Below are 20,967 nucleotides of genomic sequence, written 5' to 3'. Positions count from 1 at the left end.
GGAGCTTGCCGAACAGGTCGAATTCATACGAGATGTTGACGCCGAGGTCGCCCAGCGTCGCGACAGGCACCTTTTCGAACAGGAGGTACTGCTCGCCCGACACCTGCGCGCGCTCGGCGGTGGCGTGCGCGGTGCCCGAGAAGCCGCCCTGTGCATTGGCGATGTCGACCGCCGCACGCGAGCGCGCGAGATTCGCCGCCGCCACGCGCAGGTCGGTGTTCGACTTCAGCGCTTCCTGCACGAGTTCGTTGAGCGTGGGGTCGTCGTAAAGCTGCCACCAGTTGGCGGGCACGCCCAGTTGCGAGACGGGCGCATGGTCCGCGCCGTCGATCGGCCCTTGCGCGAGCGGCGCATTGACCACGGCTTCCTGCGGCACGTGATAGTTGGGACCGAGCGTGATGCACGCGCCCAGCGCGAGCGTGAGCGGCGCGAGCGCGAGGTTGGGCCAGACGTTGGGCGACAAGCGGCGGCGCCAGAGACTACGGCGTGTCATTGCGAAGCTCCGGCAGCCTGGGAAGCGGCGGGGGCGCTCGCATTCATGGCGGGCTGCGAAGCGACGGCGCCGCTTGCGTTGTTCGCGTGGGCGGCCTGGCGGTCGTTGTTCGCTTCCGTGCGCACGGCCACGGTTGCCGTTCGGCCCGCGATCATGCGGAAATCGGCGGGCACTTCGTCGAGCGCCACGCGCACCGGAATACGCTGCGCGAGACGCACCCAGCTGAACGCCGGATTCACGTTGGGCAGCAGGTTCGGCGCCGCCTGGCGGTCGCGGTCCTCGATCGCCGCGACGATGCTCTGCACATGACCACGCAGCGGGCGCGTCTCGCCCATCACCGTGATCTCCACGGGTTGGCCGATCTGAATGCCGTGCAGGCGCGTTTCCTCGAAATAGCCATCCACGCGGAACGAATGCATGTCCACGACGGCGACCACCGCGCGGCCTGCCGTGACGTATTCGCCAGCCCGCGGCGCGCGGTCGTTCAAATAGCCGTCCACGGGGCTCACGATCGTCGTGCGCTGAAGATTGAGCCTGGCGGTGTCGACCTGGACCTGGGCGTCGGCGGCCGCGGCTTCGCCCTGATCGACGCGCGTGCGGCTTTCCTCCAGCGTTTCCGCCGCCACGAGATTGCCGAGCCCGATATTGCGCGCGTATTCGCGCTTCGCCTGGGCGAGCGTGGCCTTGCGCTGCTCGAGCGCGGCCTGCGCGAGGCGCAGCGCGAGCGAGTAGCGCGCCTGGTCGATCACGAACAGCACCTGGCCTTGCTTGACCTGCTGGTTGTCGACGACGTCGACGCGGGTGATGAGTCCGCCCACGTCGGGCGCGACCTGGATCGCGTCGGCGCGCACGCGGCCGTCGCGCGTCCACGGCGAGAACATGTAGTAGTTGACGATGCGCCACAGCACGAGGGCGGCGACCACGACGACGATGAGCGTCAGCAGGATCTGTCCTGCGGAGAACCAGGTTTTTTTCACGTTCACGTTAATTCACGAAGCGATGCGACACGATGATGACGGCAGCCAGCACGAAGACATAGATGCCGAGATCGAAAATGGAACGATGCCACACGAGGCGGTAAAAGCCGACGCGCGTGAGCACCTTGCCGATCACGACATTGACGAGGTACGCGATCAGCATCAGCACGAGCACGGCGGGCACGAACACGCCAAAGATATCGATTTCGCCGATCATGATGCGAGTTTCGAAAAAGGATGAGAGGGACGCGCGCTCATGCCGCGGCCTCCGGGTTGGAAGGCGATTGTGCCGCAAGGGCCGGATAGAGCGCGATGCGCAGGCCCACCAGCGCGTGCAGCGTGTCGCGCAGCCAGCGCTGCGAGACGAGCGCGCGCGGCGCGGGCTGGGCATCGGCGTCGGCAAGGGTGGCCGGCGGCAGTTGCGCGCGCGCGCGGGCCGCCACGCGGCGCATGGCGTCGTCGATGCTGGAGAGCAGCGCCGACGGGGCGTCCTGGCGCTCGCTCGCTCGCGCGCAGCGCGCATAGTGGTCGCTCACGCCCGCGAGCACGCGGTCGATCGCGTCGGGCACGTCGCCGTCGAGCTTGTGGCGCGAGCGGCGCAAATCGAGCGAATTGAGCGCGATACGCAGGTCGCGGAAGCTCTCGATCGACGGATGGCGGTGCTCGTCGGAAGCCGCGAGACGCGGAATGAGCTGCATGAGGCGATCGACCATGCGTGACGTGAGGTTGCGCTGGTCCGCGATAGGCGTGGGCGATGCCGAGAGCGCGACGTCGCTCCAGCTCGAGCGCAGGAGGCGCCGCGCCGCGAGTTCGGCGCCGAACGGGCGCGTGACGCGCGTCCACAGGTAGGCGAACAGCAGGCCCGCCACACCGGCAATATTGCTGTTCAGGAAGACGAAGAAGTCCGACTCGTAAGCACTCTGCACGCTGATGAAGGTGGCCGTGTTCACGGCCACGAGCATCGTCACCATGTTGAAGGCCGGGCGCGGAATGAGCGTGCCGATCAGGATGAACGGGCCCGCGAACAGCAGCACGAGCATCGCGAAGTCGTGCACCTTGGGCAGCGCGACAAACAGATAGAGGCCCGCGAACACCACGCTCGCCGCGGTAGCGAGGAAGAAGCGGAACACCAGCGGCGCGGGCTCGTCGGATGCCGCAAAGAAGCAGCAGGCCACGGCCGCGAGCGTTACCGCGCCCGCGCCGTCGTGCCAGCCCGAGCTGACCCACAGCCAGCAGGCCACGAGAATCGCGCTCACCGGCACGAGGCACGAAAACACCATGAGGCCGCGATCGTAGAAGCGTTCGGTGCCCCCAAGGCGCCAATGGCGATAGCGCGGCCGCCACGAGCCGATTTTCGCTTCGTGCGCGATGAGCGCGCGCAGCGCGCGGCAGTCCTGCCACACGTCGATCACCTGGCCGAGCCGCCAGAGCGCGTTCGAGAGCAGCGCGCCTTCCCAGCTCGAGAGCGCGTCGCGCGCGGGCTGCAGCGTCGCGATGCGCTTGCGCAGATCCTCTGCGGTCGGGTCGCCCGCGTCGTCGTGCATTTCGGCGGCGCGCGTGGGCAGCGGTTCGTCGAACCAGCGCGCCGCGTCGGCGAGCAGGCTGTCGAGGCCCTCCGGCCACACGTGCAGATCGCGGCGCAGCGCGACGAGCGGGTCGGCGAGCGCGGAGATCATCGGCAGAAAAAGCTGCATGCGCCCGCGCAGCGACTCGGCGCGCTCGAGGATCTCGGGGTGCGTGTGGTCGTAGCTCAACTGGCTCAGCAGGAATTCGAGCTGATTGACCGTGGCGGCGAGACGTTGACGGCACGCCGAAAGCGCCTTGCCCGCAATATGGCCCGAGAGCGTTTCGCGGCCGTACCAGGCGGCGTCGCGGAACCACGCGTCGGCGCGCTCGATGAGTGTGGGCGCGAGGCGGCTAGGCAGGATGTTGCTGCCCACCACGCTCGCGCAAATGATGCCGACCGTAATTTCCTGCGTACGCGCGATCGCCACGTCGAACACCGTGGTGGGATCGCTCACGGTGGGCAGCGCGATGAGCGGCATCGTGTAGCCCGCGAGCATGAACACGTAACTGCGCGCGGTGCGGTCGGAGATCGCCAGATAGAGCAGCGTTCCCGTCCAGGTCGCGACGATCGCGCTGAAGAGCAGCGGCGTTTCGACGAAGGGCGGCACGAGCGCGACGGCGGCGGCCGCGCCGAGCGCGGTGCCCAGCGCGCGGTACAGTGCCTTCGAGCGCGTGGCGCCGACGAACGGGTTCGAGACGATGTACACACTGGCCATCGCCCAATAGGGGCGCGGCAGCTGAAACTTGAGCGCGATATAGAGCGCCAGCATCGACGCGGCGAAGGTCTTGACCGAAAAGAGCCAGTCGCGGATGGAGGGGTAGGTCATGAGTCCGCTTTCTGCTTTCAGTCGTGTAAGGGCCGGTCAGCCTGGTCTGCGGGGGGAACGGCGTTGAACGCGTTGAGCACGCGCAGCGTCGCTTCGAGGTCGGCGCGGCTCACGCCTTTGAGCACGCGGGCTCGCAGCGAGCGCAGCTCGTCCTCCATGCGCTCGGTCACGGCGCGGCCTTCGCTCGTGAGCGAGATCGTTTTTGCGCGGCGGTCGTCGGGGTCTTCGTCGCGGCGCACGAGGCCCGCGGCGCACAGCTGGTCGAGCAGGCGCACGAGCGAAGGGCCTTCGATGCCCACGTGCTCCGCAAGCGTCACCTGGCGCACGGCTTCGCCAAGGCGCCCGGCAGTGAGCAGCGGCGCGGCGCACGCCTCGGAGACGTTGTATGCGGTGAGGGCGCCGTGCGTCGTGCGCCGCCATTTGCGTGCCGCCACGACGAGCGTGCTGCTGACCGCAAGGCGTAAAGTATGAAGATTCGACATCGGCGGATCATAGCCCAAAGCGATTCGATAGCAAACTATCTTTTTCTTTCGCAGCGCCACGAATCGGATGGTATGCGACTCGTCGGCGGCCTGCTTTCTATCTGATGCGGGGTGATGCGTACGGCCAACAGTGCGCGAGGCGCACGGCTTTTTTGGCGTTGTTTCGTACGCGCTTAACTATTTGACCAGCGGGAAAGCAGGGCGGGAAGCTGCACCATGTCGGTGAATACGTGTGCGACGCCCGCCTCGAGCAGCGCCTGAGCGCTGCTGTGGCCGGGCTCGGGCGGGCTGAAGCCGAACACCGTGGCGCCCGCGGCGAGGCCCGCGCGCGCGCCCGTGACCGTGTCCTCGATGACGGCGCAGCGGGCGGCCTGCACGCCGAGGCCGGCCGCCGCCGCGAGATAGACATCGGGATGCGGCTTGCTGCGCGGCGTTTCGTGGCCGCTATAGATGTGGCCTGCGAAGCAGTCGAGCAGGTTCACCTTGCGCAGCTGCAGCTCGACCTTGCGCCGGTCCGCACCCGAGGCGACGGCGATGCGCCCGTTCATTGCCGCGTGCACCGCGCGCACGGCGGCGGGCGCGCCCGGAATCTCGACGAGGTCGCGCTCTAGCGCGTCGTTGCGGCGCGCGCGAAAACCTTCGAGCCAGGCGTCGGTAATCGCGAACCCCGTATGCGCTTCGATGCGCGCGGCCTCGTCTTTCACGGCCTTACCGACGAAGATGCGCATGGCTTCGTCCACCGTGAGTGTCCAGCCGAGTTCGCCCAGCATCTGCGTGAGCACCACGTGCGTAATGCGTTCTGAGTCGACGAGCACGCCGTCGCAGTCGAAGAGGATGGCGTCGAAGGGGATGGCGTCGAAGGGGATGGGGGACATCGTTTGCCTGCGGTTGCTTTCAGTTGCCTGCGGTTGCGTCATGCGGCGCGCATCGGGATCGCGCACGCAAGAGCGCGATGATAACCGGGGTCGCGTTTGCGTGGCTTTCTCTCGGGCAAGCCGTGCAGGGCGCGGCGTTGGTCGGCCCGTGCGAAACGATGGACAATAGCGTACCCAATCGCTACCCCACCGCTCTGATGTCCACCGACGAAAAGACCCCCAACGAACTCCCCGGCCGCGCCAGCTACACACAATTCGCCGACCGCTACGCCGAGCAGGCCCCGGTCAAGCCGCACAACGCGCTCTACGAACGGCCCGCCACACGCTCGCTGCTAGGCGCGGTAGCGGGGCTCGACGTGCTCGACGCGGGCTGCGGGCCCGGCATCGTGAGCGCGGAGCTGGCGGGCGAGGGCGCACGGGTGCAGGCCTTCGACGTCACGCCCGCGATGGTCCAACTGGCGAAGGCGCGCTGCGCAGGCCTCGCGGTCGACATCGCGCAGGGCGATCTCGGTCGGCCGCTCGACTGGCTCGCGAGTGGCTCGGTCGACCGCATCGTGTGCTCGCTGGCCCTCGACTACGTCGAGCACCTCGCGCCGACATTTCAGGAGTTTCACCGCGTGGCGCGCCCCGGCGCACTGCTGGTGTTTTCGATGTCGCATCCCATGCGCGACTGGATCGACACGCGCACGCGCGGTTCGCGCACCTACTTCGAGACGACGCGATTCGGCCTGCATTGGGGCGGCTTCGGCGAGCCGAAGCCGTGGGTGGAAGCGTTCAGGCGCCCGCTTGCCGATATCTTCAACGCGCTCATGGAAGCGGGCTGGGCCATCGACCGCGTGCTCGAACCCATGCCACAACCGGAAATGAAGGCGGTGTCGCCGGCGCTGCACGCGGAACTGGCACAGGCCCCGGCGTTCATCTGTGTGCGCGCACGGCGCGTTTGACTGGTCGAGCGGCGCCATGGCGCCGCAAGCGCTTAGCGCCGCGCTTCGCGCGAGCCGGCCGAAAGCGATTCTTCGAGCGCGGCAACTCCGGCGGGCAGATCGACCTTCACGCCGAGATCGCTCATCGTGCGACCAAGCGCATGCACGGTGCGAAAGAGGTTGTGCTCGCGGCACTGTTCGCCCATCTGCCCGATGCGAACGATCGGGAGACCGAACGATCCGGCAATCTCCACCTGGTATTGCTGCGAGATGTGATTGCACACCTCGCGGGCGGTGACGCCCTCGGGCAGCCCGATGCCGACCACGGAATTCAGGCGGCACGTTTGCGGCGTATAGAGCGCGAGACCCAGCTCGCTCACGCCGCTTTGCAGCGCGAGCGAGCAGCGCAGGTGGCGCGCAAAACGCTTTTCGAGCGTTTCCGTGCACACGAGGCGCAATGCTTCGTGCAGCGCCAGCACGCCCGAGACGGGCGCTGTGTAGTGATAGCCGGCGTTGTGCCAGAAGTTTTCGGCGAGTATGGCGTCGAGGCACCAGTGCGTGTTCGGTGCGGTGCGCGTACGCACGCGCTCCCAGGCGGCGTCCGAAAAGGCGATGAGCGAAACGCCAGGGATCGAAGAGAGGCCCTTCTGGCCGCCCGTGATGACGACGTCGATGCCCCAGGCGTCCATTTCGAGCGGCATGGTGCTCAGCGTGCAGACGGCGTCCACCACCACGAGCGTGCCGGCGGCTTTGGCGAGTTGCACGATTTCCTTGAGCTCGCGGTTCCATACCGTATTGGAGGTTTCGCCGTGCACGATCGTAACGACGGCCGGGCGCGTGCGCTCGATGGCTTGCGCCACGGCTTCGAGCGAGGCGATTTGGCGGTCGGCGACGTCGAGCGTGGTGACCTCGGCGCCCACGCGGCCCGCCATTTCGGCCATGCGCTGGCTGAAGAAGCCGTTGACGATGGAGAGCACGCGCGTGCCCGGCCACGCGAGGTTCGAGATCGCCATTTCCATGGCCGCCGAGCCGGGGCCGGCCACACCGAGCACCCAGTTCGAACGCGTCTGGAACACGTAGCGCGCCATCGTCTTCACCTGGTGAATGACGCGCGCCATGGTGTCGCCGAGGTGATTGATGACGACGGTATTGGCCTTGGCCACGGCGTCGGGAATCGGCACGGGGCCCGCACCCATCATGAGGAGCGGCTCCTCGGGCAGGATGCGGTCGAGCGTTTCGACGCTGGGGCAAGGCACGGGCGCGGCCTCGGCCGCTGCCGCCGCTGTGCGCGAAGTGGCCAGCGGGTCGGGGTGGAGCGCGTTGTCGTTCATCTTGAGTACCTGGTTTTACCTTGAAGGGAGTTGCGTGAGACGCGCGCGATTGGCGCGCCATCAGGCAGTGTTGTGTGGCGCGGCAGCGCTGACCATGTACAGTTGCGCGGAATTTCGCTGAACAGTCGTACGGGCGGCGCAGCGGCCCGCTGCGGCATTGCGGCAGCCACCCTATAATCAATCGCATCGCCCGATAATGCAAGGAAGACCGCGTATGTCGCAATTCGCCGTGGACAACCCGTTTCTTGAAACGCTCGGCGTGAGCGTCGCGCAGTGGCGCGAGGGCTACGCGGAGCTCGTGATGCCCATCGACGCCTCGAAGCTCAATCGCCAGGGCGTGCTGCAAGGCGGCGCGATTGCCACGCTGCTCGACGCTGCCGCCGGCTACGCGGGACTCTTCGCGCCGGTCGGCGACCCGCCGCGTCATGGCTTCACCCTCTCGCTCACGACCAACTACCTCGACAAGGGGCTTGGTCAGTTCGTGCGCGCGAAGGGGTTTCTGGAGCGCGGCGGCCGTTCGATCTTCTTTGCGCGCGCCGAGGCGTGGGTGGACGATCGTTTGCTGATCGCGAGTGCGCAGGGGACCTTCAAGTATTCGTATCCGAAGAAGGCATGACCGAAACGCCGCCCATTTGAATCGGTATCCGAAATAATTTCGCTGAAAAGCAAAAGGCCGCCGCTTCGATTGAAGGGCGGGCTTTTTAACGCTGGGCGTGGACACTTACCCCAGCAGCAGCGCGTCGTCGTCGAGCTTCTCGTGGCGGGTCTGCTCGAACATGCGCAGGAGGTCCGGCACGTCGAGGCCGCGGCGCGCATCGCCCGAGACGTCGAGCACAACCTGCCCCTGGTGCAGCATCACCGTGCGTTGTCCGTAGTCGAGCGCCTGGCGCATGCTATGCGTGACCATCATGGTCGTGAGCTTGGCCTCTTCCACGATCCGTGCGGTCAGCTCCAGCACGAATGCAGCCGTTTTCGGATCGAGCGCCGCCGTGTGCTCGTCGAGCAGCAGGATGCGCGAAGGCTGCAGCGACGCCATCAGCAGACTCACCGCCTGGCGTTGGCCGCCCGAAAGCAGGCCGATGCGATCGGACAGGCGATTTTCGAGGCCCAGATTCAGGAGGCGCAGCTTCGCGCGGAACAGCTTGCGATGCTGCTTTTTCAGCGCGGAGCCGAAGCCGCGGCGCTTGCCGCGCGCCATCGCGAGCGCCATGTTCTCTTCGATGGTGAGCGCCTCGCAGGTGCCGGCCATCGGGTCCTGGAACACGCGCGCGACGAGATGCGCGCGGTCCCATGCCTGTTTCTTCGTGACGTCCTGGCCGTCGATGGTAATCGTGCCGCCATCCACCCTCTGGTCGCCGCTGATCGCGTTGAGGAAGGTGGACTTGCCCGCGCCGTTCGAGCCGATCACGGCCACGAACTGGCCGCTCGGGATGTCGAGCGTGAGGCCGCGCAGCGCGCGCGTTTCGATCGGCGTGCCGGGGTTGAAAGTCAGTTTGAGGTCTTTGGCGCTGAGCATCTCATGCCCTCCCGTTCTTGCGGCCAAACAGCTTCTTGCGCGTGGCGGGCAGCACGAGCGCGATCGTCACGAGCACTGCAGTAACGAGATTCAGGTCCTGCGCCTTGAGGCCGATGAAGTCGCTGTTGAGCGCGAGCGCAATGAAGAAGCGATAAAGAATCGCGCCGAGCACGGCGGCGAGCGTGGTCAGCATGAGCCGGCGCGCGGGCAGGATGCTCTCGCCGATGATCACGGCCGCAAGCCCGATCACGATGGTGCCGATGCCCATCGAAATGTCCGAGCCGCCCTGGGTTTGCGCGAAGAGCGCGCCGGCCAACGCGACGAGCGCGTTGGAGAGCGCCATGCCGGCGAGCGTCGCGCGGCCCGTGGCGATGCCCTGTGCGCGCGCCATGCGCGGGTTCGCGCCCGTCGCGCGCAGCGCGAGGCCGTATTGCGACGAGAAGAACCAGTCCACGCCGAACTTCGCGGCCAGTACGACGACGAGGAGCGCGAGCGGGCGCAGCACGTAGTCGGGCAGCCAGGCGGGCTGGATGAGCGTGAATACCGTCGATTCGGAAATGAGCGGCACGTTCGGCGCGCCCATCACGCGCAGGTTGATCGAATAGAGCGCGATCATCATCAGGATGCTCGCGAGCAGATCCATGATCTTCAGGCGCACGTTGAGCCAGCCGGTGATGAAGCCGGCGATGGCGCCAGCGACGACCGCCCAGGCGGTGGCGAGAAACGGATCGTGACCGGCCGCGATCAGCGTGGCGGCGACGGCGCCGCCCAGCGGGAAGCTGCCGTCGACGGTGAGGTCGGGGAAGTTGAGGATGCGAAACGAGATCAGCACCCCGAGGGCCACGAGACTGAAGATCAGGCCGATCTCGAGCGCGCCCAGAAGCGAGTAGAGGGACATGGGGAAGGATCCTGTTGCGGTCTGCGGCGGCGGTGCGCCGGAGTCGACGCGCGGCGCACCGCCCGGATGGGGCGGCGCGCCGTTGCGCGTGTAAGTGGCCGTTATCGGGCCAGGCAGTGCGGCTGCGTGTGATGCGCCATGCCTGCGCCTTACTTCACGACCGTGGTCGCGTCCTTGAGCAGGTCGGCCGAGAGCGTCACGCCCTGCTTTTGCGCGGCGGCCGGGTTCACGAACAGTTGCAGCTGGCTGCTGGTTTCCGAGGCGATCGTGCCGGGCTTCTCGCCCTTGAGAATACGCACGACGACCTTGCCCGTCTGGTGGCCGAGGTCGCTGTAGTCGATGCCGAGCGCCGCGATGGCGCCGCGCTTCACGCTGTCCGTATCGGAGGCGACGAGCGGGATCTTCGCGTCGTTGGCGACCTTCACGAGCGCTTCGTAGGCCGAAACGACGTTGTTGTCGGTGTTCGTGTAGATCACGTCGACCTTGCCGATCAGGCTCTTCGCTGCGGGGCCGATGTCCACGGTGCGCGGCGCGGCGGCTTCCTTGAGCGTCATGCCCTGTTGCGCGAGCAGTGCCTTGAGCGCCTTCACGACGACGACCGAATTCGCTTCGCCGGGGTTATAGACCATGCCGACGGTCTTCGCATTGGGCACGACGCGCTTGATGAGCGCGACCTGCTTGTCGAGCGGCAGCTTGTCGGACACGCCGGTCACGTTCGTGCCGCTGGGCGTCCACGTCTTGACGAGCTGTGCGGCCACCGGATCGGTCACGCCCGAGTACACCACGGGTACGGACTTCGTTGCGGCCACAACGGCTTGCGCCGACGGCGTCGCGATGGCCACGATCGCGCTCGGGTTGTCGCCGACGAACTTGCGCGCGATCTGTGCGGCGGTGCCCGTGTTGCCCTGCGCGCTCTGGTATTCCCACTTGAGGTTCTTGCCGGCGTCGTAGCCCGCGACCTTGAGTTCGTCGCGCACGCCGTCGCGGATCGCGTCGAGCGCGGGATGATCGACGATCGACAGCACTTCCACGGTCGCGGTTTCGGCGGCGCGTGCGGCGGCCGAAGTCAGTGCGAGTGCGGCGGCGCCGGCGAGCAGGGAAAGGGTGGCGGCAGCGGCTGCCTGCTTGAAGGTCTTCATTCTGTTTGATCTCCCCCAGTGCTGGGTTCTTGCGGTTTTTTCGGATCTGCACGGTGTGGCGTCGCCGGCTTCACGCGCGGCGCGAGAGCACGCGGCATGCGCCGTAGTGGTGCATGCGGGCGCGGCGAGGGAGCGAGGATACCACCGTCTCTTGCGGGGCTGGAACGCGGTGCCGAGCCAGTGAGGCGGGCGCGCCACGGTGTCGCGCGGATTAATTCGAACTCACTCGATTCGATTATGAGAAAAATTCGCGCTTTAACGAAAGCTTTCGCGGTTCCATAGTGGAAGGCGGAAAAGTAGGGTGGTGTGAGATTTATGGTGCCAGTTCAGCGAATATAGAACTTCAATTTTAAGGATTTCGTAATATTTGTTCTTTGAAATCAATGATTTGGCGCATTTTGCATTTAGGGTAATCCCGATTGATCGATTATGGGATCGACGCTTTTATCGCGATAAAAGATTAACTTTTAAAGTTATTGCAAGATGCCATTCGTCGATCAGATTTCATTGGAATTAAAATAACAATCGACAGCGCGTAAAAATCAAGAAATGCAGGAATTCCATACATCCCCGCCAGTCGGTCATCGCAGCCCGGTGACTAGCCCGCCGTCCGCCCGAAAGACTATTTTCACGAGCGTTTTCAAGCGCTTTCCGACATGCCCCTCTATTGACCGATTTCAAAGCTCAACTCGATATCCGAAAAAACCCCTGGTTGCGGTGAAATGGGATTATTGATAGCATCCGCCGGTCGCTGATTCAGGCCGGTCCACCTTTCCGGTACGAATTGCAGCGAACGGGGCAGGCGGAATGCTTGCGCAACAGAGTCTGTAACTCAGCAGTCTCTCCGAACTCAGTCGCCTACCAGGGCGCTGATACACGCCGGGCCCCGTCACGTCTTTTTTCTCTGGTGCTCGTCGTGGTTGTTCCCCATTGAAGATCATTGGGGCGCTGTTCGTTTGCGCAGGTCATTCCGTCTGACCGGTTGACCCGAAAACAATCGAGGAGCTCCTGATGATGTCGTTGTCCCGCCTTACCTCCGTTTCCGTGGCCGCCGCGCTGCTCGCCTTTGGTGCAAGCGCAAACGCCGACACCGTGAAGATCGCCATTGCCGGCCCGTTCAGCGGCCCGGTCGCCCAGTACGGCGACATGGTCAAGGCGGGCGCGCTGACTGCGATCGAGCAGATCAACGCCGCCGGCGGTGTGAACGGCAACAAGCTCGAAGCCGTCCTGATGGATGACTCGTGCGAGCCGAAGCAGGCTGTCGCCGTCGCCAACAAGATCGTTTCGCAGCACATCCAGTACGTGGTCGGCCACGTCTGCTCGGGCTCGACGATTCCCGCTTCGGACATCTACGAGAACGAAGGCGTCGTGATGGTCACGCCGTCGGCCACCGCGCCGCAGCTGACCGAAGGCAAGAAGCGCCAGTTCATCTTCCGCACCATCGGCCGCGACGACCAGCAAGGTCCGGCTGCCGCCGCCTACATCATCAACAAGGTCAAGCCGAAGAAGGTCGCGATCCTGCACGACAAGCAGTCGTACGGCCAGGGCATCGCCACCTCGGTCAAGGCCGCGCTCGACAAGGCGCACATTCCTGTCGTCGTGTTCGAAGGCATCAACGCCGGCGATTCGGACTACTCGGCAGTCGTCACGAAGCTCAAGTCGCAGGGCGTGGACTTCGTCTACTTCGGCGGCTACCACCCGGAAATGGGCCTGCTCATGCGCCAGTCGCGTGAACAGGGCGTGAAGGCCACGTTCATGGGTCCGGAAGGCGTGGGCAACAAGGACGTGACGGCCATCGCCGGCCCGGCTTCGGAAGGCATGCTCGTCACGCTGCCGGCCGACTTCGCTTCGGACCCTGCCAACGCCAAGCTCGTGAAGGCCTTCGCCGACGCCAGGCGCGACGCCAACGGCCCGTTCCAGATGCCGTCGTACGCGGCAGTCGAAGTGATCGCCGACGGCATCGCCGGCGCGAAGAGCACGGACCCGACCAAGGTCGCGGCCTACCTGCACAAGAACGCCTTCAACACGCCGATCGGCAAGGTCGAATACGACGCACAGGGCGACCTGAAGTCGTTCCGCTTCGTCGTCTACACGTGGCACAAGGACGCCACCAAGACCGCTGCGAACTGATCCCGGCGCTGCACGCTGCCAACGCCCCACCTTCTCGTGGACGGGGCGTTTTCATAGCGGTTGTGCGCGCAACTAAAAAAGGGTTGGTACGGTTCCAAAGGTCTCTCCACAGGTCTCTCATCGGCTTCACGGCCGCGGGGCTTACGCATGAATGATTTTCTTCCTCAGTTCACCCAGCAGCTCGTCAACGGGCTCACGCTGGGTGCGATCTATGCGCTGATCGCGATCGGCTACACGATGGTCTACGGCATCATCGGCATGATCAACTTCGCTCACGGCGAGATTTACATGATCGGCGCCTATGTGGGCCTCGTCACGCTCACGGCCATCGGCACCTCGGCGGGTTATCCGCTGCCGCTCGTGCTGGGCGCGGCGCTCATCATCTCGGTGGTGGTCACCGGGCTCTACGGATTCGCGGTCGAGCGCGTGGCGTACCGGCCGCTGCGCGGCGGGCCGCGCCTCGTGCCGCTCATCTCCGCCATCGGCATGTCGATCTTCCTGCAGAACTACGTGCAGATCGGGCAGGGCGCGCGCGACGTGTCCGTGCCGATGCTCATTTCCGGCGCGCTCGACTTCAACATGGGCGGCAACTTCGAAGTGACGGTTCCGTACTCGCGCATGCTGATCGTCGGCGTGACGCTCGTGCTGATGATCGCGCTTACGCTCTTCATCTCGCGCTCGCGCATGGGCCGCGCGTGCCGCGCCTGCGCGGAAGACATGAAGATGGCGAACCTGCTCGGCATCGACACGAACCGCGTGATCTCGTTCACCTTCGTGCTCGGCGCCATGCTCGCGGCGGTGGGCGGCGTGCTGATCGGTCTCACGATCGGCAAGCTCAATCCGTATATCGGCTTCATCGCGGGCATCAAGGCGTTCACGGCCGCGGTGCTGGGCGGCATCGGCAGCATTCCGGGCGCGATGCTCGGCGGCGTGCTGCTCGGTCTCGCCGAAACCTTCGCGTCGGGCTACATGCCTGCGGAGTACAAGGACGTCGTGGCCTTCGGCCTGCTCGTGCTCGTGCTGCTCTTCCGTCCCACCGGCCTGCTCGGCAAGCCGGACGTCGAAAAGGTGTGAGGTCGAAATGAGTCAGACTGTTTCGGTTCGCGTGGCAGCAGTTGGCCCGTCCTCGTCGCAAACGGTGAAAGGCGCGCTCGCCGCCGCCGTGGCGACCATCATCCTCACGGCCCCCATCCTGGGCCTGCAACTCACGCTGGATGGCTATCAGGTCGTGCTGCAGCAGCACTGGCGCCCGGTGTGGATCGCGGCCGCCGTGGTGTTCGTGTTCCAGCTCGTCAAGCCGATGTTCGTGCGCGCCACGAGTCACGTGCGCTTGCCCCGGGCCCCCGCGCTCGGCGCGCGTCAGCAGCGCGTGGCGATCTGGGTGCTGCTCGCGTTCGGCGCGGTGTTCCCGTTTCTCGGTTCGCGCGGCGCGATCGATGTGGCGACGCTCGCGCTCATCTACGTGATTCTCGGCCTCGGCCTCAATATCGTGGTGGGCTTCGCGGGTCTGCTCGACCTCGGCTACGTGGGCTTCTACGCAGTGGGCGGCTACACGTATGCGCTGCTCAACCAGTACTTCGGCTTCACGTTCTGGGAATGCCTGCCGCTCGCCGCGCTTGCCGCGGCCACCTTCGGCTTCGTGCTCGGCTTCCCGGTGCTGCGCCTGCGCGGCGACTATCTCGCCATCGTCACGCTCGGCTTCGGCGAGATCATCCGCCTCTTGCTCAACAATCTCACGAGCATCACGGGCGGCCCGGACGGCATCTCCAGCATTCCCAAGCCCACCGTGTTCGGCTTCGAAATGGCCCGCCACGCGAGCGTGGAAGGCGCGAAGACGTTCAACGAGTTGATCGGCATCGAGTACAGCGGCGAGCACATGGTGATCTTCCTGTACCTGCTCGCGCTCGTGCTGGTGGCGTTCACGCTGTTCGTCACGAGCCGCCTGCTGCGCATGCCCATGGGCCGCGCCTGGGAAGCGCTGCGCGAAGACGAGATCGCGTGCCGCTCGCTGGGCCTGAACCCCACGCGCATCAAGCTCTCGGCGTTCACGCTGGGCGCGTCGTTCGCGGGTCTCGCCGGTGCGTTCTTCGCGGCGCGCCAGGGGCTCGTCACGCCCGAGTCGTTCACCTTCATCGAGTCCGCGCTGATTCTCGCCGTGGTGGTGCTGGGCGGCATGGGCTCGCAGCTGGGCGTGGTGCTCGCCGCGATCCTGCTCACGGTGCTGCCCGAAGTGGCGCGCGGCTTTGCCGAATACCGCATGCTGATCTTCGGTCTGGTGATGGTGCTGATGATGATGTGGCGTCCGCAGGGCCTGTTGCCCGCGAGCCGTCCGCACGTGGAGTTGCCGCAATGAGCGCACAAGCGTTGTTGAAAGTAGCCGGCTTGCAGATGCGCTTCGGCGGTCTGCTGGCCGTGGACGGCATCGACTTCGACGTGCGTCCGGACGAAGTCTTTGCGATCATCGGGCCGAACGGCGCGGGCAAGACCACGGTGTTCAACTGCGTGGGCGGCTTCTACAAGCCCACCGCGGGCGCCATCGTGCTCGAAGGCCACGCCATCACTGGCCAGCCAAGCCACCAGGTCGCGCGCCGCGGCCTCGTGCGCACGTTCCAGAACATTCGCCTCTTCAAACAGTTGACGGTGCTGGAAAACCTCATGGTCGCCCAGCACCTGAAGGTCAACCGCAACATGCTGAGCGGCCTGTTCGCGACGCCCGCCTATCGCCGCGCCGAACGCGCCGCGCTCGAGCGTGCTGCGTACTGGCTCGAGCGCGTGGGCCTGAAGCAGGTCGCGAATCGCGAAGCGGGCACGCTGTCGTACGGCCATCAGCGCCGGCTCGAAATCGCGCGCTGCATGATCACCGATCCGCGTCTTCTGATGCTCGACGAACCCGCGGCAGGCTTGAACCCGCAGGAAAAGGTCGAGCTGCAGCAGATGGTGGACGGCCTGCGCAACGAGTTCGGAATCTCCGTACTCCTGATCGAGCACGACATGAGCCTCGTGATGGGCGTGTCGGACCGCATCCTGGTGATGGAGCACGGCAAGCCGATCATGATCGGCAAACCCGACGAAGTGCGCAACGACCCGCGCGTGATCAAGGCCTATCTCGGAGAGGACTGATGCTGAAGCTGGAAAAGGTCCATACCCACTACGGCGCGGTGCAAGCGCTGGCGGGCGTGTCGATCGAAGTGAACAAGGGCGAGATCGTCACGCTGATCGGCAGCAACGGCGCCGGCAAGACCACGCTCATGATGACCGTGTGCGGCACGCCGCGCGCATCCGCGGGGAAAGTGACGTTCGAAGGCGAGGACATCACGCGCATGCCCACGCACGAGATCATGCGCAAGGGCATGGCGATTTCGCCGGAAGGCCGCCGCGTCTTCCCGAGCCTCACGGTGCTCGACAATCTGCAGATGGGCGGCTTCTTCGCCTCGCAGCACGAGATCGATGCGGGCATCGAGCACGTGTTCAAGCTGTTCCCGCGCCTGAACCAGCGTGCGAAGCAGCGCGCGGGCACGATGTCGGGCGGCGAGCAGCAGATGCTCGCCATTGGCCGCGCGCTCATGAGCAAGCCGCGTTTGCTGCTGCTCGACGAGCCCACGCTCGGCCTCGCGCCGCTCGTGATCGCGCAGATCTTCGACATCATCCGCACGATTCGCGAAGAGGGCGTGACGGTGTTCCTCGTCGAGCAGAATGCGAACAAGGCGCTGCACGTGGCCGATCGCGGCTATGTGCTGGAAACCGGACGCGTCGTGCTCGCCGATAGCGCCGACAATCTGCTCGCCAACGACAACATCAAGCGGGCCTACCTGGGCGGTTGATCGTCGCGGACAAGACCGCACTGCGGCCCGCGCCATCCGCGTTCGTCGAACGCGGGATGCGCGGGCCGCTTCTTTTGCGTCGACGAAATGTCGAATCAATCGCCGCGTGCAATCGCAAGCTGCGCGATCAGACGCATCAGCTCGGCCTGGCGGCGCGTGGTGGTTTTCGCGAACACGTGATGCAGATGCGTGCGCACCGTCGAGGGCAGCACCTGCAGCACTTCGGCCACGTCCTTAGGGTTGAGGCCCTTGCCGACCTCGCAGGCCACGCGCGCTTCCGCGGGCGTGAGTCCAAACAGCGCGATAAGACGCGTTTCCACGCCGCGCCGCGACGATTGCGGATCGATCACGATGAGCATGGCCGTGCCGGCGCGCGAGCCGTGGGCGAAATAGTCGGCGTGACGGTGCTCGCCTAGCGGCGAAATGAGCGCCTGCAGCGGTTCGTCGGGCAGCTGGCGGGCGATCAGCATCGCGCCGCCGCTGCGCCCGCGCACGTCGCGCCCCGCGGCTCGCGCGATCAGCGAGCGCAACTGCTGGGTGGCGGCAGCCGTGGCGGCGCTGAGCACGGCGTGTTCGGTGCGCAGCCCGTTTGCGCGCGCGAGCTGCGCCGTGGCGGCGCGATTCGCGAACACGATGTGCGCATCGGCGTCGACGATCAGGACGCCATGCGCGAGCGCGTCGAGTGCGTCCGCGGGGGCATTCGCGCTTTGATCGCGCGAGGCGAGGGTGCGCGCCGTGTGCCGCTGCACGCGCAAGGCATTGCGCAGATGTGGCAGCAGCGTGCGCAGCGCGTCCAGTTCGTCTTCGCTATAGAAGCGTGTTTCATGGCGCAGCGCGCCGAGCACGGCGGCCATATCGCCTTCACGCAGCACGTTGGCGAAGGCCACCGTGTAGAAGCGCTGCGGGCGCACCCACTCCTGCACGAAGGCGCTGCGTTGCAGGCTCCCCTGCGAGTGGATCATCGTGTCAGTGACGAGCGTGCCGGCGGCCCAGCGGCGCACCTGCGGCACGAGCGGATCGAAGCCGCCGTAGTGCTGCGCGTACGATTGGGCAAACGAAGCGTCGATGCCGTCCCACTCGGCGAGCGAGAACGTGCTTTCGGGCGGCAGCATGGTGAGATTGACGTGTTGCGCGCCGATGCGTTGCGCGATGCGCGCACACACATCCGGCCAGCGTTGCGCGTCAAAGCCGGCATCGTAGATCGCGTCGATCAGGCCGCCGGTATCATCGGGCTCGCCGTACCGCGCGCGCGCGCTGTGTGCCACAGTATCGATAGCCGCGGCGTGTGCGGCCGTGATGGGCCCCATGATGGTCTCCAGGCTGGAAATTATCGACGGCAGAAGGCCTCAGGGCAGGCCGCACGAGGCTGCATACAGGGCCATGTGGCACTGCAACGACGCAAGGGGGCGCTCAGGGCTTGAATCCACGTTTGCAAACGGCGGGCGGGAGGGGATGCACTGCAACATCCCGGGGTACCTATTCTGAATGAATAGACGATCAAACCTACGATTCGCTTTCGTCAGAAGAGATTTCGGGTTTCGTTACATCCGATGCATTGCGGGTACTGGACAAGCGCGTCGCGCTCACGATAATTGAGCGTCCAAACAGGCGCGCCGCACGGGGAAAAGGCGGTGCGCGTCAGTGAAAGTCAGAGAAAGCGGAGAGTCTTTGGATGTCTGAAGAGTACGAAGTGCATGGACCGCACGACCACGCGGTCGAACACGCCGCGGCGGGCCATGGCGGCCACGGCGAGGGCGATCCGTTCCCGGGCCGCATGGCGGTGATGACGGCCATCCTCGCTTCGATTGGAGCGATCTTTGCCTACCAGAGCGGCAACAGCGAGAACCAGGCGCTCTACTACAAGAACGAAGCGGCGATCCGCAAGACCGAAGCCGCGAATCAATGGGCTTACTATCAGGCGAAGGGCGAGAAGCAGAACCTCGCGGAACTGGGCGCGCAACTCTCCGCGCTAGCGCCGAATTCGGACGCTGCGCAGAAGCGCTTTGCCGCCGACGCCGACCGTTATCGCCAGCAAAAGGAGCCGATCCGCGCCAAGGCGGAGGCGCTCGAAAAAATCGTCGAGCAGGACGATGCGCTCAGCGAGCACGTGCTGCATGGCCATCATCGCTGGGCGCAGGCCACGACGCTCATCCAGATCTCGATCGCGCTCACGGCGATTACGCTGCTTACGCGGCGGCGCTGGCTACTCAATACGTCGGTGGGCGTCGCGATCGTCGGGGTGGGGCTGGGCGCGTTGGCGTTCTTCGGCGGCTGAGCGCTCACCCGCCGCACACGATCGCCGTGAGCAGCAGCGGCACGACCGATTGCACGGTGGCGTCGCTGTTGGTCTCGCGCACGCGTGAGCGCACCTTCTCCGCAGGCGCGGACACGACCACACCGTAGAGCGGCGAGGTGATTTCCTTGCCGGCGCCGCGCTTGAAGAGCGTGTCGTCGCGGTCGTAGCCGAGCACCACGTAAATGGGGAAGCCGAACGCGCTCAGGCGGCTGCCGCGCACCGGGCTGAACGCGTTGACCGAATTCGCTTCGACGCGGCTCGGCTCGGGCTCGATGGATTTTTCGTCAATCAGCGACGAAATGAATGTGTGAGGATCGGACTTGCAGTCGAACTGCTGGTCGTGTGTGGCGGATTGCGTGGCTTGCGCATGCGCGGCCACCGGGACCAGCAGGGCGGCAAAAGCGGCAAGGCCGCTCAGCGCGCTCCGCAGCGTGGCGGCCGGGAGCGCGAATATCACGGGAGTGTAGTGCTTGGTCATAGCTACGAGCAGCAATGCCGAGAGAAGACCGGATGACTCCATTCGACAGCCGGACTTCGTTCGTGTTCAAAGCTTACGGCACATAAATTGCGCGGGCCGTGCGCCCGCGCACATCTTCATGCTGGATGGGGGCGGCTAGAGCATTGACTTCGCCTGGCTCAGGATCTTGTCGCAGACCTGCTTCGTGGCCTCCTCCTTGAGGCCGCCGCCCGTGAGGTCGAGCTTCTGTCCGTTGCCGGCCGTGAGGATGCCGCTCGTGCCCTGCGTATAGCCGCTATCCGTCGTGTTCGCGCCGCCGGGCAGCTTGCCGAGCAGCGAATCCTTCACGTTGCTCGCGGCGTCGGCGTTCAGGTAATTGTTCTTGATGCAGTACTGCAGCACGCCGGTGACATTGCCGAGACTGTTCGAGGTGAGCGAGGGTGCCGAAAGCGAGTTGCCGAGGCCGCCCAGATTGCCGAGCGCGCCCTGTGCCGAACCGCTGTTGCTGCCGCCCTGGTTGAGCAGGTTGCCGAGCTGCGCCTGTGCGGCGCCCCAGGGGGCGAGCAGCGCCAGGGTCATGGTGGCCATCAACGCCGTGGCGATGCGCGGCGTGGCGACGCCCGGAACAGACGTTTGCATACACGAATCTCCGTGGTGGTTCAGTGCGCCCTTACTATAGACGGATTCGTTTAGCCGGCTTCGCTACGTGACGCCGCACGAGCGTTCGGTTGGCGGCGGTGCAACCGCTGCGAGGTGCGACCGCCGGGACTCGCCGTGAACGTTTCATGATGCATCTGATGTTTTCATCGCCATGTCATTTGTTGCGGGCACAACGATAACGCTGCAGGAGCAAACCTGGCGTTCATCGAGGCGGATGTGTCTTAAGTGGTATGCATGCGTTCGGAATTGCGTAGGGCGGGGATCGTGTGCCAGCTACGCAACGATTGAACCTGTTACAAGTGTATCTGCGCTGTAAAACACTGCGTTTCAGGCTTTTTTTGGCGATCTTTCCGGCTATTCAAGGGTGAGATTGTTTCGAACCGTAACACTTATTACGGCCCTCCTCATCGGCTGGTTTCAGGTGGTATGCTTCCTGCACAATTCTCCCTTGCACGAGTGAGACCACGTGTATTGCGTCAATACAGTGAAAGAACGCACTGCCAGAGTGCGCATCGCGACGCAAATGAACACGTCATACAAGCATATGGTGCAACCGAGCTAGCCAACGCGGGCAAC

The 20,967-nt window shown here is 65.3% G+C and carries 20 protein-coding genes and 1 pseudogene; 8 read left to right on the top strand and 13 right to left on the bottom strand.

What is annotated here, in order from left to right; genetic code table 11:
* The 6 genes and pseudogenes from AB3X99_RS39320 to AB3X99_RS39295 form a co-directional block, all read right to left on the bottom strand.
* A pseudogene (locus tag AB3X99_RS39320) lies at positions 1-493 on the bottom strand (TolC family protein); the annotation flags it as partial.
* Positions 490-1,470, bottom strand: coding sequence for an efflux RND transporter periplasmic adaptor subunit (locus AB3X99_RS39315; protein WP_368661875.1), 981 nt, complete (start codon positions 1,468-1,470; stop codon positions 490-492). The gene AB3X99_RS39315 and the pseudogene AB3X99_RS39320, both read right to left, overlap by 4 nt.
* 7 nt (positions 1,471-1,477) lie before the next feature.
* Positions 1,478-1,687 (bottom strand): DUF1656 domain-containing protein, encoded by a 210-nt coding sequence (locus AB3X99_RS39310; protein ID WP_342947141.1) that lies wholly within the window; start codon positions 1,685-1,687, stop codon positions 1,478-1,480.
* A 37-nt stretch (positions 1,688-1,724) separates the two neighbouring features.
* Positions 1,725-3,863 carry an FUSC family protein gene (locus AB3X99_RS39305; RefSeq protein ID WP_368661872.1) on the bottom strand — a complete coding sequence of 713 codons (2,139 nt, stop codon included), beginning with the start codon at positions 3,861-3,863 and terminating at the stop codon, positions 1,725-1,727.
* A 17-nt stretch (positions 3,864-3,880) separates the two neighbouring features.
* The gene (locus AB3X99_RS39300; RefSeq protein ID WP_069266182.1) at positions 3,881-4,345 is read right to left on the bottom strand and encodes a MarR family winged helix-turn-helix transcriptional regulator; all 465 of its coding nucleotides are present in this window, start codon (positions 4,343-4,345) and stop codon (positions 3,881-3,883) included.
* A 173-nt stretch (positions 4,346-4,518) separates the two neighbouring features.
* On the bottom strand, positions 4,519-5,220 hold the full coding sequence (locus tag AB3X99_RS39295) for an HAD family hydrolase (protein WP_368661871.1): 702 nt from the start codon (positions 5,218-5,220) through the stop codon (positions 4,519-4,521).
* Between the two features lie 197 nt (positions 5,221-5,417).
* On the opposite strand from AB3X99_RS39295, the gene AB3X99_RS39290 reads away from it, so the two are divergent.
* Positions 5,418-6,164: a class I SAM-dependent methyltransferase gene (locus tag AB3X99_RS39290; RefSeq protein WP_368606635.1), complete on the top strand. Its 747-nt coding sequence runs from the start codon at positions 5,418-5,420 to the stop codon at positions 6,162-6,164.
* Between the two features lie 32 nt (positions 6,165-6,196).
* On the opposite strand, the gene AB3X99_RS39285 is transcribed toward AB3X99_RS39290, so the two are convergent.
* Entirely contained in the window at positions 6,197-7,342 is a 1,146-nt protein-coding gene (locus AB3X99_RS39285) for an alanine--glyoxylate aminotransferase family protein (protein ID WP_368661874.1), read from the bottom strand.
* A gap of 346 nt (positions 7,343-7,688) precedes the next feature.
* Here AB3X99_RS39285 and AB3X99_RS39280 point away from each other — a divergent pair, with 346 nt between their 5' ends.
* Positions 7,689-8,090 (top strand): PaaI family thioesterase, encoded by a 402-nt coding sequence (locus AB3X99_RS39280; RefSeq protein WP_069266065.1) that lies wholly within the window; start codon positions 7,689-7,691, stop codon positions 8,088-8,090.
* A gap of 105 nt (positions 8,091-8,195) precedes the next feature.
* Here the strand turns inward: AB3X99_RS39280 and AB3X99_RS39275 are convergent, their stop codons facing one another.
* The 3 genes from AB3X99_RS39275 to AB3X99_RS39265 form a co-directional block, all read right to left on the bottom strand.
* Positions 8,196-8,990: an ABC transporter ATP-binding protein gene (locus AB3X99_RS39275; protein ID WP_368661870.1), complete on the bottom strand. Its 795-nt coding sequence runs from the start codon at positions 8,988-8,990 to the stop codon at positions 8,196-8,198.
* Between the two features lies 1 nt (position 8,991).
* Positions 8,992-9,888 carry an ABC transporter permease gene (locus AB3X99_RS39270; protein WP_368661869.1) on the bottom strand — a complete coding sequence of 299 codons (897 nt, stop codon included), beginning with the start codon at positions 9,886-9,888 and terminating at the stop codon, positions 8,992-8,994.
* A 149-nt stretch (positions 9,889-10,037) separates the two neighbouring features.
* Positions 10,038-11,027, bottom strand: coding sequence for an ABC transporter substrate-binding protein (locus AB3X99_RS39265; RefSeq protein WP_368661868.1), 990 nt, complete (start codon positions 11,025-11,027; stop codon positions 10,038-10,040).
* A gap of 1,014 nt (positions 11,028-12,041) precedes the next feature.
* Between AB3X99_RS39265 and AB3X99_RS39260 the strand changes: the two genes are divergently transcribed.
* The 5 genes from AB3X99_RS39260 (at position 12,042) to AB3X99_RS39240 (ending at position 16,978) form a co-directional block, all read left to right on the top strand.
* Positions 12,042-13,157 carry a branched-chain amino acid ABC transporter substrate-binding protein gene (locus AB3X99_RS39260; RefSeq protein WP_069266179.1) on the top strand — a complete coding sequence of 372 codons (1,116 nt, stop codon included), beginning with the start codon at positions 12,042-12,044 and terminating at the stop codon, positions 13,155-13,157.
* 147 nt (positions 13,158-13,304) lie between these two features.
* Positions 13,305-14,231, top strand: a complete 927-nt coding sequence (gene livH / locus AB3X99_RS39255) for a high-affinity branched-chain amino acid ABC transporter permease LivH (protein WP_368661867.1) — start codon at positions 13,305-13,307, stop codon at positions 14,229-14,231.
* Between the two features lie 7 nt (positions 14,232-14,238).
* Entirely contained in the window at positions 14,239-15,510 is a 1,272-nt protein-coding gene (locus AB3X99_RS39250; RefSeq protein ID WP_342947146.1) for a high-affinity branched-chain amino acid ABC transporter permease LivM, read from the top strand.
* Complete coding sequence (livG, locus tag AB3X99_RS39245) at positions 15,507-16,277, top strand: high-affinity branched-chain amino acid ABC transporter ATP-binding protein LivG (RefSeq protein ID WP_342947147.1); 771 nt, start codon at positions 15,507-15,509, stop codon at positions 16,275-16,277. The genes AB3X99_RS39250 and livG overlap by 4 nt, the downstream gene beginning before the upstream one ends.
* A complete protein-coding gene (locus AB3X99_RS39240) occupies positions 16,277-16,978 on the top strand; it encodes an ABC transporter ATP-binding protein (RefSeq protein WP_069266058.1) in 702 nt (233 codons plus the stop codon). Before livG ends, AB3X99_RS39240 begins: the two co-directional genes overlap by 1 nt.
* A 95-nt stretch (positions 16,979-17,073) precedes the next feature.
* Here AB3X99_RS39240 and AB3X99_RS39235 read toward each other — a convergent pair whose 3' ends face one another.
* The gene (locus AB3X99_RS39235) at positions 17,074-18,285 is read right to left on the bottom strand and encodes a helix-turn-helix transcriptional regulator (protein WP_368661866.1); all 1,212 of its coding nucleotides are present in this window, start codon (positions 18,283-18,285) and stop codon (positions 17,074-17,076) included.
* A 365-nt stretch (positions 18,286-18,650) separates the two neighbouring features.
* On the opposite strand from AB3X99_RS39235, the gene AB3X99_RS39230 reads away from it, so the two are divergent.
* On the top strand, positions 18,651-19,253 hold the full coding sequence (locus AB3X99_RS39230) for a DUF4337 domain-containing protein (protein ID WP_069266055.1): 603 nt from the start codon (positions 18,651-18,653) through the stop codon (positions 19,251-19,253).
* Between the two features lie 4 nt (positions 19,254-19,257).
* On the opposite strand, the gene AB3X99_RS39225 is transcribed toward AB3X99_RS39230, so the two are convergent.
* Complete coding sequence (locus AB3X99_RS39225) at positions 19,258-19,794, bottom strand: hypothetical protein (RefSeq protein WP_256094817.1); 537 nt, start codon at positions 19,792-19,794, stop codon at positions 19,258-19,260.
* 93 nt (positions 19,795-19,887) lie between these two features.
* Entirely contained in the window at positions 19,888-20,319 is a 432-nt protein-coding gene (locus AB3X99_RS39220) for a DUF2501 domain-containing protein (protein WP_141710744.1), read from the bottom strand.
* Between the last annotated feature and the right edge of the window lie 648 nt (positions 20,320-20,967).

The organism is Paraburkholderia sp. BR10882, assembly GCF_040948855.1.
In the GTDB taxonomy this organism is placed as follows: Bacteria; Pseudomonadota; Gammaproteobacteria; order Burkholderiales; family Burkholderiaceae; genus Paraburkholderia; species Paraburkholderia nodosa_A.
Note: the sequence above shows the minus strand (reverse complement) of the source record. Positions and strands in the feature narration are given on the sequence as shown.

Bases quoted from the DNA above. Each gene is read 5' to 3' on its own strand.
- AB3X99_RS39310 (WP_342947141.1), bottom strand. From the start codon at position 1,687: ATGATCGGCGAAATCGATATCTTTGGCGTGTTCGTGCCCGCCGTGCTC.
- AB3X99_RS39305 (WP_368661872.1), bottom strand. From the start codon at position 3,863: ATGACCTACCCCTCCATCCGCGACTGGCTCTTTTCGGTCAAGACCTTC.
- AB3X99_RS39300 (WP_069266182.1), bottom strand. From the start codon at position 4,345: ATGTCGAATCTTCATACTTTACGCCTTGCGGTCAGCAGCACGCTCGTC.
- AB3X99_RS39295 (WP_368661871.1), bottom strand. From the start codon at position 5,220: ATGTCCCCCATCCCCTTCGACGCCATCCCCTTCGACGCCATCCTCTTC.
- AB3X99_RS39290 (WP_368606635.1), top strand. From the start codon at position 5,418: ATGTCCACCGACGAAAAGACCCCCAACGAACTCCCCGGCCGCGCCAGC.
- AB3X99_RS39285 (WP_368661874.1), bottom strand. From the start codon at position 7,342: ATGATGGGTGCGGGCCCCGTGCCGATTCCCGACGCCGTGGCCAAGGCC.
- AB3X99_RS39280 (WP_069266065.1), top strand. From the start codon at position 7,689: ATGTCGCAATTCGCCGTGGACAACCCGTTTCTTGAAACGCTCGGCGTG.
- AB3X99_RS39275 (WP_368661870.1), bottom strand. From the start codon at position 8,990: ATGCTCAGCGCCAAAGACCTCAAACTGACTTTCAACCCCGGCACGCCG.
- AB3X99_RS39270 (WP_368661869.1), bottom strand. From the start codon at position 9,888: ATGTCCCTCTACTCGCTTCTGGGCGCGCTCGAGATCGGCCTGATCTTC.
- AB3X99_RS39265 (WP_368661868.1), bottom strand. From the start codon at position 11,027: ATGAAGACCTTCAAGCAGGCAGCCGCTGCCGCCACCCTTTCCCTGCTC.
- AB3X99_RS39260 (WP_069266179.1), top strand. From the start codon at position 12,042: ATGTCGTTGTCCCGCCTTACCTCCGTTTCCGTGGCCGCCGCGCTGCTC.
- livH (WP_368661867.1), top strand. From the start codon at position 13,305: ATGAATGATTTTCTTCCTCAGTTCACCCAGCAGCTCGTCAACGGGCTC.
- AB3X99_RS39250 (WP_342947146.1), top strand. From the start codon at position 14,239: ATGAGTCAGACTGTTTCGGTTCGCGTGGCAGCAGTTGGCCCGTCCTCG.
- livG (WP_342947147.1), top strand. From the start codon at position 15,507: ATGAGCGCACAAGCGTTGTTGAAAGTAGCCGGCTTGCAGATGCGCTTC.
- AB3X99_RS39240 (WP_069266058.1), top strand. From the start codon at position 16,277: ATGCTGAAGCTGGAAAAGGTCCATACCCACTACGGCGCGGTGCAAGCG.
- AB3X99_RS39235 (WP_368661866.1), bottom strand. From the start codon at position 18,285: ATGGGGCCCATCACGGCCGCACACGCCGCGGCTATCGATACTGTGGCA.
- AB3X99_RS39230 (WP_069266055.1), top strand. From the start codon at position 18,651: ATGTCTGAAGAGTACGAAGTGCATGGACCGCACGACCACGCGGTCGAA.
- AB3X99_RS39225 (WP_256094817.1), bottom strand. From the start codon at position 19,794: ATGGAGTCATCCGGTCTTCTCTCGGCATTGCTGCTCGTAGCTATGACC.
- AB3X99_RS39220 (WP_141710744.1), bottom strand. From the start codon at position 20,319: ATGGCCACCATGACCCTGGCGCTGCTCGCCCCCTGGGGCGCCGCACAG.